9 protein-coding genes are annotated in these 12,723 nt (G+C 62.6%); 8 read left to right on the forward strand and 1 reads right to left on the reverse strand.

What is annotated here, in order from left to right:
* Window positions 1-198: 198 nt before the first annotated feature.
* From AC1DXM_RS26015 to AC1DXM_RS26045, 7 genes are all read left to right on the forward strand, one after another.
* Window positions 199-1,632, forward strand: a complete 1,434-nt coding sequence (locus AC1DXM_RS26015; protein WP_477237537.1) for a helix-turn-helix domain-containing protein — start codon at window positions 199-201, stop codon at window positions 1,630-1,632.
* A gap of 146 nt (window positions 1,633-1,778) precedes the next feature.
* A complete protein-coding gene (locus AC1DXM_RS26020; RefSeq protein ID WP_477237539.1) occupies window positions 1,779-2,678 on the forward strand; it encodes a DUF2167 domain-containing protein in 900 nt (299 codons plus the stop codon).
* 167 nt (window positions 2,679-2,845) lie between these two features.
* The gene (locus AC1DXM_RS26025; RefSeq protein WP_477237541.1) at window positions 2,846-3,799 is read left to right on the forward strand and encodes a DMT family transporter; all 954 of its coding nucleotides are present in this window, start codon (window positions 2,846-2,848) and stop codon (window positions 3,797-3,799) included.
* A 376-nt stretch (window positions 3,800-4,175) separates the two neighbouring features.
* Window positions 4,176-5,273: a polyamine ABC transporter substrate-binding protein gene (locus AC1DXM_RS26030; RefSeq protein ID WP_477237543.1), complete on the forward strand. Its 1,098-nt coding sequence runs from the start codon at window positions 4,176-4,178 to the stop codon at window positions 5,271-5,273.
* Window positions 5,274-5,354: 81 nt separating this feature from the next.
* Window positions 5,355-6,494 carry an ABC transporter ATP-binding protein gene (locus AC1DXM_RS26035; protein WP_477237545.1) on the forward strand — a complete coding sequence of 380 codons (1,140 nt, stop codon included), beginning with the start codon at window positions 5,355-5,357 and terminating at the stop codon, window positions 6,492-6,494.
* A gap of 9 nt (window positions 6,495-6,503) precedes the next feature.
* Window positions 6,504-7,469, forward strand: coding sequence for an ABC transporter permease subunit (locus tag AC1DXM_RS26040; protein WP_112561964.1), 966 nt, complete (start codon window positions 6,504-6,506; stop codon window positions 7,467-7,469).
* Window positions 7,466-8,284, forward strand: coding sequence for an ABC transporter permease (locus tag AC1DXM_RS26045; protein ID WP_352591005.1), 819 nt, complete (start codon window positions 7,466-7,468; stop codon window positions 8,282-8,284). Before AC1DXM_RS26040 ends, AC1DXM_RS26045 begins: the two co-directional genes overlap by 4 nt.
* A 70-nt stretch (window positions 8,285-8,354) precedes the next feature.
* Here the strand turns inward: AC1DXM_RS26045 and AC1DXM_RS26050 are convergent, their stop codons facing one another.
* On the reverse strand, window positions 8,355-10,208 hold the full coding sequence (locus tag AC1DXM_RS26050) for an AsmA family protein (RefSeq protein WP_477237548.1): 1,854 nt from the start codon (window positions 10,206-10,208) through the stop codon (window positions 8,355-8,357).
* 330 nt (window positions 10,209-10,538) lie between these two features.
* Here AC1DXM_RS26050 and AC1DXM_RS26055 point away from each other — a divergent pair, with 330 nt between their 5' ends.
* Window positions 10,539-12,497, forward strand: coding sequence for an acetoacetate--CoA ligase (locus AC1DXM_RS26055; protein WP_477237550.1), 1,959 nt, complete (start codon window positions 10,539-10,541; stop codon window positions 12,495-12,497).
* Window positions 12,498-12,723 lie beyond the last annotated feature (226 nt).

The raw sequence follows: 12,723 nt of genomic DNA on the forward strand, positions 1-12,723 counted from the left end.
AGATTGTGCGCCGCAGCTGTGTGACATCATTTACATTGCGGCGCGAAGAGAGCCTACGAAAACCGCCATATCTCGCAGAAAATAAGAGAAAACCTGTGTTGTGTTTGACTGGCCAGCGCTGTAAATTTGTCACGATTGTAAAAACTGATGTGCCTACATCTCGCGCAAGCGGTGTAAAATTCCTGTCAAGGACAGCCGATGGCCGACCAGAAGATCTTCACCGGACCGCGCATCCGCCGCATCCGCCTCGCCAAGGGCCTGACCCAGACGGCGATGGCCGAAGGCCTCGGCATCTCGCCCTCCTATCTCAACCTTATCGAGCGCAACCAGCGGCCACTGACGGTGCAGCTGATCCTGAAACTGGCCTCGGTCTACAAGGTCGACCCGCATGAGCTGCAGGGCGAGGCGAGGGGGTCGATCTCGGCGTTGAAGGAGGTGTTCGGCGATCCGCTGCTGGCCGGCGAACTGCCGGGTGACCAGGAGCTGATCGAGCTCGCCGAGGCTGCGCCCAACGCGTCGGCCGCGATGATAAAGCTGTTTCGCGCCTATCGCGAGCAGGCCGAGCGGCTGTCCGACCTCAACGAGCTGCTGGCGCGGGAGGGCAGGGCAACAGCACTTTCCGGCGCCAGGCTGCCGATCGACGAGGTGCACGAGATTTTCGAACGCCGGCCTAACCATTTTGCAGCACTCGAGGAAGAGGCCGAGGCCTTCACCTCGGTGCTCGATCCGGCCGATGATCTGTTCGGCGCGCTAAAGGCCTGGCTGAAGCGCGAATACGGCATCGTCGTCAAGGTGTTGCCGGTCGCCACCATGCCGAACTGGCGCCGACGCTATGACCGCCATTCGCAGCGTCTTTTTCTGTCGGAGCGGCTGTCGCCTTTCGACCAGTTGCGTGAAGTCGCCATGGAAGCCTGCCTGATCCGCATGACGGTCGCGGTCGCCGGCGAAATCCAGGCGCTGAAGCTCGGCACCGATGAAGCCCGCCGGCTCGCTCGCTTTGAGCTCGGCCGCTACGCCGCCCATGCCTTGATGATGCCGTACCAGGGCTTTCATACCGCCGCCGTCCGCGCCCGCTATGACATCGATGTGCTGCGCTCGCGCTTCGGCGTTTCCTTCGAGCAGGCGGCCAACCGTCTGACCACGCTGCAGCGTCCGGGTGCCTCCGGCGTGCCGTTCTTCATGCTCGAGGTCGACAATGCGGGAAACCGCTTCCGCAAGGCGGGCGGCCAGGGCTTTCCGCAGAGCCGCTTTGGCGGCGGCTGCCCGAAATTGCCTGTCCATGCCGCCTTCGCACTGCCCGGCCAGATTCTGGTCGAGGCGGTGGAGATGCCTGACGGCGCCGAGTTCCTTTGCGTCGCCCGCACGCTCGAGGGGCCGCAAGGCTCGTTCTCCGAGCGACCGCGCCGTACCGCGCTGCTGTTGGGCTGCGACATCGGCTTTCGCGACGAGATCGTCTATGGCGCTGGTCTGCCGGCGTCGGCAAAGACCGGACAGGGCGCCGCCACGGCGATCGGCCCGGCTTGCCGGCTGTGCGAACGCATAGGCTGTCTTGCCCGCGCCGAGCCGCCGGTAACCCGGCCGCTCGGCCTCGACGAGATGGTGACGGGCTTGAGCGCCTTCGACTTTCAGTGATGCTTGTCGAGGTTTGTCGGCCTCGGAGAGGCGCCTGCACATTAGCGACGAGAAATATAGATCTGTCCCAGCCGAGGCGATCGAAATATTGATTAAGCATCGGCGCTGCGGTATCGAAAGGTGAGGGCAGCCAAGGGGGATGGCTTATGGACAGGAAAGCTTTGTGGCTTGGCGTGGCGCTTGCCTTTTCGGCAGGGCCTGCTCTGGCGGAAAAGTCCTCTGAATTCTTCAAGGGCTATCAACAGTATAGCGACGACGGCAAGGCATTCCTGGACAAGATCGATCCGAAGACCGGCGCGGTCGACCTTCCGGAAGGCATCCATCTCGATCTCAAGGACAAGTTCTATTTCCTGGACAAGAAGGATGCGACATCCGTTCTGACCGAGGCCTGGGGCAACCCGCCTGATACCGCCTCTGAAGCGATCGGCATGATTTTCCCGGCCAAGTATGAGCCGATCGCCGGCAACGGTTGGGGCATCGAGCTGCGCTATGAAAAGATTGGACATGTCGATGACGGAGACGCCGCCGCCATCGACTACGCCGAATTGCTGAGCAGCATGCAGGCGGATACTTTGTCGGCCAACGATCAGCGGGTGAAGGACGGCTACCAGCCGATCAAGCTGATCGGCTGGGCTTCGCCCCCTGTCTATGATTTCGTCCACAAGCGGCTGCACTGGGCAAAGGAGCTGCAGTTCGGCGACGATACCGTCCACACGCTCAATTACGATGTCCGTTTCCTCGGCCGGGAAGGCGTCTTCGTGATGAGCTACATCGCCACGGTGGAACAATTGCCGGAGATCAAGCAGAGCCTGGATGAAGTGCTCGGCGTTGCGGACTTCAACACCGGCAAGAAATACACCGACTTCCTGCCCGGCACCGACACCGTGGCTGCGGTCGGCATTGGCGGCCTCATCGCCGGCAAACTGGCGGCCAAGGCAGGGCTCATTGCGGTCGCGCTGATCGCGCTGAAGAAGTTCGGCATTCTCCTGTTGGTTCCGCTGGCCGGTCTCTGGCGCTTCATCCGCGGCAACAAAACCACGTCGTAGGCGCCATCGACGTTTTTGACTGAATGCCGCCGGCTGGCAGGCGGTGCGCCAACGGGAATGCCGGGCTGGATCACGTCCGGCCGTCGCGGTTGCGCTAGGCGAATGCGGCACGTTCCTGTCGTCCATTGTGCATCATGCCATTCCGAGATAGCCGACAGTCGCAGCCCATGACCGACACCGCATCAATGCCGATAACTGCTTCGCCGACCGTGTCGCCGCGCGAGGAGCGCATCGGCTTCCTGCTGGTGTTCCTGTCGGCGCTGATGTGGAGCTTTGGCGGCACCATTGCCCGCTTTATCGACACCGCCGACAGCTGGACGGTGGTGTTCTGGCGCTCGCTGTGGGCGGCTGCATTCCTGATTTGCTTCATGGCCTGGCGCGACGGCTGGCGCGGCGTGCCGCGGCTGTTTCGCGACATGGGTCTGCCCGGCCTTGCCGTGGCCGTGTGCTTCGCCACCGCCTCGACGTGCTTCGTTGTCGCCCTCGCCTACACCACCGTCGCCAATATCCTGTTGATGCAGGCCGGTGTGCCGCTGCTGGCGGCTTTGCTTGCCTGGGTGCTGTTTCGCGAACGCGTCGCCGTCGCGACCTGGGTGGCGATCGCCGCCGTCATCGCCGGCGTCGCCATCATGGTGTCGGAATCGCTCGACGGCGCCGTATCGCCGATCGGCGATGGGCTGGCGCTGTTGATCGCGGTCATGTTCTCCATCGCCACCGTCATCACCCGTCGCTTCGCCCATGTGCGCATGACGCCGGCGACCTGCCTTGGCACGATGCTGGCAGCGGCGTTCGCCGCGTCGCAAGCCACGCAATTCGCCGTCTCCACTCACGACATGGCTTTCCTGTTTGCCTTCGGCGTTGTCAATCTCGGCCTTGGCCTTGCCTTCTTCGCCACCGGCGCCCGCCTCGTTCCGGCGGCAATCGCGGCATTGCTCGGCACTTTCGAGCCGATCCTCGGGCCGATCTGGGTCTGGCTCGTCCATGGCGAGGTGCCCTCGGCGCGCACCATCATCGGCGGCGCCGTTGTGGTTGCAGCGCTGCTCGTCCATATCGGGCTCGAATTCAAGCGCCAGGCGCGGCCGGAGCGGCCCGGCGTCACCGGCCTGCCTTCCCCCAATTGACCTGCCTGTGCCCAATTGACGACGCCGCGCGCCCAAAGCGCGAGATGGGCCATTGACAATGTTGCTACCGCACGGGCAGGCTGGAGACACGGCAACAACAAGACAGGCGTATCTTGCCAAGTGTCCCCGCCGGTCGGACCAGGACCGGATCACAGCGTCGCATCCCTGCCCGCGCCACGGCGAAAGCCTCTGACGGCGTCAGCGTACCCGCCTGGCGGGCACACAGAGCCATCAACTACCGCTCGTCGAACCGCCCGCTTGGCGCCGGCAGTTCGCGCTTGTGGCTGCCCGGAAAGCTCAATACTCTGAAGCAAATGCCCAATCGCGCTGGAACAGCGACGAATTGGCGAAGGAACACTCATCAAAGGAGAACAGCATGATCCGCAAAGCGCTCTGGCTTTCGGCAACCTCGGCATTTCTGACGCTTTTTACCGTCGGTGGCCATGCCGAGGACCGCGTCGTCAATGTCTTCAACTGGTCGGATTATATCGACAGCTCGATCATCGAGGACTTCACCAAGGAGACCGGCATCAAGGTGGTCTATGACACCTTCGATTCCAACGAGATCCTCGAAACCAAGCTGCTTGCCGGCGGCAGCGGCTACGACGTCGTCGTGCCCAGCGGCAATTTCCTGGCGCGTCAGATTCAGGCCGGTGTGTTCCAGAAGCTCGACAAGTCGAAGCTGCCGAACATCTCCAACATGTGGGACACCGTTCTGGAACGGACCGCCAAATACGATCCCGGCAATGAATACTCGGTCAACTACATGTGGGGCACCGTCGGCATCGGCTACAACATCAAGAAGGTGCAGGCAGCACTCGGCACCGACAAGATCGACAGCTGGGATGTGTTCTTCAATCCCGACAGCCTGACCAAGCTAAAGGACTGCGGCGTCTATGTGCTGGACTCGCCGGCCGACATCATCCCGGCGGCACTGAAATATCTCGGCCTCGACCCCAACAGCACCTCGCCCGACGACATCGCCAAGGCCGAGGAAACCTTGCTGAAGGTGCGGCCGTACATCCGCAAATTCCACTCGTCGGAATACATCAACGCGCTCGCCAATGGCGATATCTGCCTGGCGGTCGGCTGGTCGGGTGACGTCTTCCAGGCGCGCAACCGGGCCGTGGAGGCCAAGCAAGGCGTCGAGATCGGCTATTCCGTGCCCAAGGAAGGCGCGCAGATGTGGTTCGACCAGATGGCGATCCCTGCTGATGCGCCGCATGTCGCCGAGGCGCTCGAATTCCTCAACTACATGATGAAGCCGGAAGTGATCGCCAAGTCGTCCAACTATGTGTTGTACGCCAACGGCAACAAGGCGTCGCAGCAGTTCGTCGACAAGGCGCTGCTGGATGATCCGGCGGTCTATCCGGATGCCGAGACCTTGAAGAAACTCTATACGGTCCAGCCTTACGATCCCAAGACGCAGCGCCTGATCACGCGCAGCTGGACCAAGATCGTCACCGGCCAGTAAGCAATGCGACATGGCCCCGGCAGTCACCTGCCGGGGCCATTCTTCTGGGGCAAGAAGCAAAAAAACAGGACGGAGTGGGACATGAAATCGCTTGGCAGCATCCGCAGGGATTTCGCGCCATGGAACGACCCGAGCGCCAAGCCATACATTCAATTCGAGAACGTCACCAAGAAGTTCGGCGACTTCACCGCCGTCAACAATCTGTCGCTGACCATTTTCGAGCGCGAGTTCTTCGCCCTGCTCGGCGCGTCGGGCTGCGGAAAGTCGACGCTGCTGCGGATGCTCGCCGGCTTCGAGGAGCCGACCGCCGGCCGCATCCTCCTCGACGGCCAGGACCTGCGCGGCATCCCGCCCTATCGCCGCCCGGTCAACATGATGTTCCAGTCCTATGCGCTGTTCCCGCACATGAGCGTGGAAAAGAACATTGCCTTCGGCCTCAAGCAGGAAGGCATGCCGGCGCCGGATATCGAAAAGCGCGTCGCCGAGATGCTGAAGCTGGTCAAGCTCGAGCAGTTCGCCAAGCGTAAGCCGCACCAGCTCTCCGGCGGCCAGCGCCAGCGCGTCGCGCTTGCCCGCTCGGTTGCCAAGCGGCCAAAAGTGCTGCTGCTCGATGAACCGCTTGGTGCGCTGGACAAGAAGCTGCGCGAGGAAACGCAGTTCGAGCTGATGGACCTGCAGCAGGAGCTCGGCCTGACCTTCGTCGTCGTCACCCACGACCAGGAAGAGGCGATGACCATGGCCGATCGCATCGCCATCATGGACAAGGGCGAGGTCGTGCAAGTGGCGACGCCGGCGGAAGTCTATGAGGCGCCCAGCTCGCGCTTCGTCGCCCACTTCGTCGGCAATGTGAACATGTTCGAAGGCAAGGTGGCCGAGCGGGCGGCAAATACGACACGCATCACCGGAACGACAGGGGCCCAGATCGTCGTCGAAAACAGCACCGATTCAAAGGCCGGTTCCGACATCGTCTTCGCCATCAGGCCGGAGAAGATCAAGGTAACGTCGAAGAAGCCGGCGGACGCCGTCAATGCGCTGGAGGGCGAAGTCTACGACGTCGCCTATCTCGGCGACATGACCGTTTACCACATCAGGCTGGATGATGGGCAGATCATCAGGGCAAGCGCGCTCAACGCGGCGCGCGTCACCGAGGATCCGCTGACCTGGAATGACCGCGCCTGGGTTTCCTTCCGGCCGGACGCCGGCGTCGTGCTGACACGATAGGGGGCGGCCATGTCCAACATCGCCATCACCGACGCCGGCCCATCGACAGCGGCCAAACCATTGCTGACACGGCTCGGCGCCGGCTTTGTCAGCCGGCTCGTCATCATAGTCCCCTATCTCTGGCTGCTGTTCTTCTTCTTCATCCCGTTCATCATCGTCTTCAAGATTTCGCTGTCGCAGTCGGCAATCGCAATGCCGCCCTACACGCCGGTGCTCGACTTCACGGACGGCATTTCCGGTTTCTTCGCCGGCTTCCGCGATCTCAACTTCGACAATTATGTCTGGCTGACGCAGGACGCGCTTTACTTCAAAGCCTATGTCACCAGCGTCATTATCGCTGCAGTCTCGACGATCCTGACCTTGCTCGTCGGCTTCCCCATCGCCTACGGGATGGCGCGCGCGCCGGCGACCATCCGCCCGACCTTGCTGATGCTGGTGATCCTGCCGTTCTGGACTTCGTTCCTGATCCGCGTCTACGCCTGGATCGGCATCCTCAAGCCCGAAGGGTTGCTCAACCAGCTGCTGCTGTCGCTGCACGTCATCAATCAGCCGCTGATCATCCTCAACACCTACACGGCGATCTTCATCGGCATCGTCTATTCCTACCTGCCATTCATGGTGCTGCCGCTCTATTCGTCGCTGGAAAAGATGGATTATTCGCTGATCGAGGCGGCTAAGGACCTCGGCTGTCCGCCGACCGCCGCCTTCTGGAAGATCACCTTCCCGCTGTCACTGCCTGGCGTCATCGCCGGTTGCCTGCTGGTGTTCATCCCGGCCGTTGGCGAGTTCGTCATTCCCGACCTGCTCGGCGGCTCGCAGACGCTGATGATCGGCAAGACATTGTGGAACGAGTTTTTCGCCAACCGTGACTGGCCGGTGTCGTCGGCCGTCGCCGTCATCCTGCTGCTGCTCTTGATCGTGCCGATCATGCTGTTCCAGCAGGCCCAGGCACGCGCCCAGGAGCAGGACAAATGAACGCCACCTGGAGCCGCTTCAACGTCACCTCGGTCGTGCTGGGCTTTGCCTTCCTTTACCTGCCGATCGTGCTGCTCGTCGTCTTCTCCTTCAACGAGTCGAAACTGGTCACCGTCTGGGGCGGCTTCTCGACCAAATGGTATGTCTCGCTGTTCCACAATCAGGGGCTGATGGACGCCACTTGGGTGACGGCGCGCGTCGGTGTCATCTCCGCCACGGTGGCGACCGTGCTCGGCACGCTGGCGGCCCTGACCTTGACCCGCTACACCCGCTTCCGGGGCCGCATCCTGTTTTCCGGCATGGTGTTTGCGCCGCTGGTCATGCCGGAAGTCATCACTGGCCTGTCGCTGCTGTTGTTGTTCGTCGCCGTCGGTCTCGACCGCGGTTTCTTCACCGTCACGCTTGCCCACATTACGCTGACCATGTGCTTCGTGGCCGTTGTCGTGCAGTCGCGCCTGGTCTCGTTCGACCGGTCGCTGGAGGAGGCCGCGATGGATCTCGGCGCAACGCCGGTAAAGACCTTCTTCCAGATCACGCTGCCGGTCATCATGCCGGCCATCGTCTCCGGCTGGATGCTGGCCTTTACGCTCTCGCTCGACGATCTGGTGATCGCCAGTTTCACCTCTGGCCCCGGCGCCACCACGCTGCCGATGAAGATCTACAGCCAGGTGCGTCTCGGCGTGACGCCGGAGATCAACGCCGCCTGCACCATCCTGATCGCCGTCGTGGCGGTAGGCGTTGTCATCGCCTCGGTCGCCAACAAACGGCGTGAGGTGCAGCGTCAGCTCGACGAGCAAGCCGCGCAGCGCGGTTGATCCCGAGCAATTCCGTTCGGAATTGCGTCAAACAAACAGAGCACGGCAGCTCCCGGGGAGGGGCTGCTGCCTATTCGCCTGAAATGCCGCGGCTGATCGGTGAAATGAACGGTGTGCTCCAGGTGCCGCCGACGAAAAAGGACGACTGGTTAGGCCCCTGCTGGCCATTGGCGGGCGCTGTCGCCGGATCGGCCTGGGTGATACCGCCCGACAGCGCCAGCCCGCGTCCGCCATAGGACGCGATGCCGGACAGCCAGATCTTGTATTTCGCCGAATTGGCCTCGGCCTTGTCCAGCCGCGCCACGCCCTTCGAGATGGTGGCTTTGAGCTCGGCGCCGTCCATCGGCAGCGTCCCGTCCGAGACATCGTCGAGCGCGAAGAAGCCGCCCTGTTCGGTGTGCTTCAGAAACGCCGGCAAATTGAGCCCGCTCAGTGCGCCTGGCCCGAACGTCGCCGAGACCGAGCCGTCAGCGTTCTCGAAGATCGAGTCCCACGATTTCCCCGGCCCTTTGAGGATAACCGAGACCGTGCCGGTGCTGGCCGGTACCAATCGCGTCATGCCGGCAGCCGTGCCGAAAGCGGCGCCGTCAATGTCGGAGGCGAGCAGCCGGATCTCGACCTGCGAACCCTCCGGCTTGCGGTCGAAGCGCAGGCTGCTCTGAACGTTGCCGCCAAAGGCCGACGCATCGGAAATGTCGAAGACGGCAAGCCCGTTCTTGACCTGTGCGGTGGCGGCGACGTCGGCAAGCTGGATTGCGCCGGCCGAGGCATGCGCCGCCGATAGCCTCAGATCCAGATTGACGCGGTCGGCAAAGCTGGTGTCGATTTCCCCAGGGCCGGTTTCGCCGGTGGGCGCCAGCGGCGTGAAGGCGGAGAACAGCGACCTGAGATCGAGCGTGTCGAAGGCGAGCGTGCCGGAAATCACCGGCAAGGCGTCGCCGAACGAGAAGTCCAGCGCCCCCATTCCCGGGTTGTTGTCGAGCGCGACCGCGGTGTTTTCGAATTTGATGCGGCCGGCCGTCGCCGTGATCTTGCTCGAAATCGACACCGACCCGATTGCGGCGCCCGGTGCAATTCCGGCCTGCGACCATTCCAGCACGCGCCGCAGCGACGGTGCGGCGAATTTCACCTGGCCGTCGAAATAGGCGTTTTGCGACATGCCGGCCGTGCCGTCGAACGAGAAGGTGGCCGGGGCCGCCTTGAACGAAAAGGTGATTGGCGCAGCACCGCCGGCAAACAACACCAGTGGCTTGGGCGAGGACGCATCGACGGTGACGCTTTCGCCGCGCCAGATGCCGGTCGCCGACAAGGTCGCATTGCTGTTCATCGCCGCCCAGTTTGCCTGGCCGCTGAGGCTGGTCAGCAATTCGACGTCCTTGCCGCCGATGGAGGCGACCATGCGGCCGTCCCTGAACTCCACGGTGCCGAACGGATCGGTCGGCAGCTTGCTCAGATCAGGCTTCGCCGGATCGGCGCTGACCACGCCGCGCGCGGTGTCTATGGAGCGCGTGATGCGCCCTCCGGTCGGCATGGCGGGCAGGAACATGCCGTTTGCGGTGCGCTGAACCCGGATCGTCGGCCGCACCAGCCGCGCCGTCGAAAACACCACATCGCCCTGCAGTGCCGCCATGGCTGAAAGGTCGACCTCGACCCGCTCGGCTTCGATCACCGGCGGCGCGTCGGTCTCGGTCCACTGCGACAGCGTGACGTCGCTCAATATGGCGCGGAAGTTCGGCCACACCTCGATACGTGGCGAACCGTCAATGGTGACCCTGAAACCGCTCCATGCGCTCATCTCCCAGGCGATGCGGTCGCGCACGATCCGGGTCGAGGCAATCAGCGGCAGAGCGGCGACGACCAGCGCGATGACGAGCACGACAACGCCGATCGCCCATATTCCGCGCCGGATCAAAGGTGATGGCATATCGCCCCGTATGCTTTCATTCCGACAAAAATCGCCCCGACGGGTGTAACCCAGCGCCGACGCATTTCAAGTCTTTATGGCCCGGCGATGGCAATTGCGCACAACTGGCCGAGTTTAGCTGAACAAAATCTTGCTCTGCCGCATGGCGATAGGCATAAGCGATGCAGCTTCAGCCTGCTACGAGGCGCGGCGTTTTTGGGACAGCGGCGCCTGTAAAGCTGGGGCTAATGCATGTCGCCCGGAAGCGTGCAGCGGTTCCGGGACAACGACATGCATAGAAACAAAAGCATATCAGTCTTGCGACGCGACCGGCTTCAAGGAGGATCGATCATGGCTGCCGAAGCACCGCTCTGGACCCCGACGCAAGACCGGATCGATGCAGCGCCGCTGACCGCCTTCATGAAGGCGGCGGCAGCCAAAACCGGCACATCCTTCGCCTCCTACGCCGAGCTACACCGCTGGTCGGTCGAGGATCGCCAAGGCTTCTGGAGCCTGCTGTGGGACTTCTGCGGCATTGTCGGCGACAAGGGCGAGACCGTGCTCGTCGATGGCGACAAGATGCCCGGCGCATCGTTCTTCCCCGATGCGACGCTCAACTTCGCCGAGAACCTGCTGAAAAAGACCGGATCGAGTGACGCGATCGTCTTTCGCGGTGAGGACAAGATCGAGCGGCGGCTGTCGTGGAACGAACTGCACCAGCTGACCTCGCGCTTTCAGCAGCTTTTCCTGTCGCTCAAGGTGAAAAAGGGCGACCGCATCGCGGCGATGATGCCCAACATGCCGGAAACCGTCGCCGCCATGCTGGCCGCCGCCTCGATCGGCGCGGTCTGGTCGTCCTGTTCCCCCGATTTCGGCGAACAGGGCGTGCTCGACCGCTTCGGCCAGATCGAGCCTGTCGTCTTCATCGCGCCGGACGGCTACTGGTACAATGGCAAGGCGATCGAAGTCGCCGACAAGATCGCTGCCGTTGCCACCAAGCTCGAAACCGTCGGCAAGGTGCTAATCGTCGACTATCTCGGCACGTCGCGCGATATCGCAGAGATTATCGATAAGGCCGTGGCGCTGGAAGAAGCGCTGTCGCCTTTCGCGGCAAAGTCCGTCACGTTCGAGCGCCTGCCGTTTGCGCATCCGCTCTACATCCTGTTTTCATCGGGAACCACCGGCATTCCCAAATGCATCGTCCATTCGGCCGGCGGCACACTGATCCAGCACGTCAAGGAACACCGGCTGCATGCGGGGCTCGTCGACGGCGACCGCTTCTTCTACTTCACCACCTGCGGCTGGATGATGTGGAACTGGCTGGTGTCGGGCCTGGCGTCAGGCACGACGCTGCTGCTCTATGACGGCTCGCCCTTCTACCCCGATGGCAATGTCCTGTTCAGCCTCGCCGATGCCGAGAGGATGACCTTCTTCGGCACCTCGGCCAAATTCATCGATTCCGTGCGCAAGGCCGGCCTCAAGCCGATCCGCAGCCATGATCTGTCCAGCGTGCGCAGCATCTCCTCCACCGGCTCGCCGCTGTCGCCGGAGGACTTTCGCTTTGTCTATGACGGGATCAAGGAGGACGTGCACCTTGCCTCGGTCTCCGGCGGCACCGACATCGTCTCCTGCTTCGTGCTCGGCGTCCCGACGCAAGCTGTCTGGACCGGCGAGATCCAGGGACCCGGCCTCGGCCTTGCCGTCGATGTCTGGGATGATGACGGCCAGCCGATCCGCGAGGAGAAAGGCGAACTGGTCTGCACAAAAGCGTTTCCGTCGATGCCGATCGGCTTCTGGAATGACCCTGAGGGCAAGAAATACCAGGCAGCCTATTTCGAGCGCTTCGACAACGTCTGGTGCCATGGCGACTTCGCCGAATGGACGGCGCATGGCGGCATGATCATCCATGGCCGCTCCGATGCGACGCTCAATCCGGGCGGCGTGCGCATCGGCACGGCGGAGATCTACAACCAGGTCGAGCAGATGCCGGAAATCCTCGAAGCGCTGTGCATCGGCCAGGATTTCGACAATGACGTACGCGTCGTGCTGTTCGTGCGGCTGGCCGCCGGCGTGACGCTGGATGAGGGTCTGGAAAAGCGCATCCGGGCGAAGATCCGCACCGGCGCCAGCCCGCGCCACGTGCCGGCAAAGATCGTTGCCGTCTCAGACATTCCGCGCACCAAATCCGGCAAGATAACCGAGCTTGCGGTGCGCGACGTCGTCCACGGCCGCGCCATCAAGAACAAGGAGGCGCTGGCCAATCCGGAGGCGCTGGAGCTGTTCAGGAACTTGCCGCAGCTGGCGGAGTGACCGCCGTCGGCATGGTTAACGAGATATGTCGGTCGAATTTACCTAGATTTCACGAGTGGTACACATTCGTAAATTTTTTGGGCGGCCGGTAAGGAGTTGTTAAGGCCCGGCGTCGATAGTCGCACGTAACTTGAGGGAGAAATCCCGTTCCTCGTCCCCTGAGGATCAGATTCGCTCAAGCCCCCGTTGTGACAGCAAAATCCCTTTAAGGCGTCCTGTTGGACGC

It is taken from the genome of Mesorhizobium sp. P3_A2, from assembly GCF_056403115.1.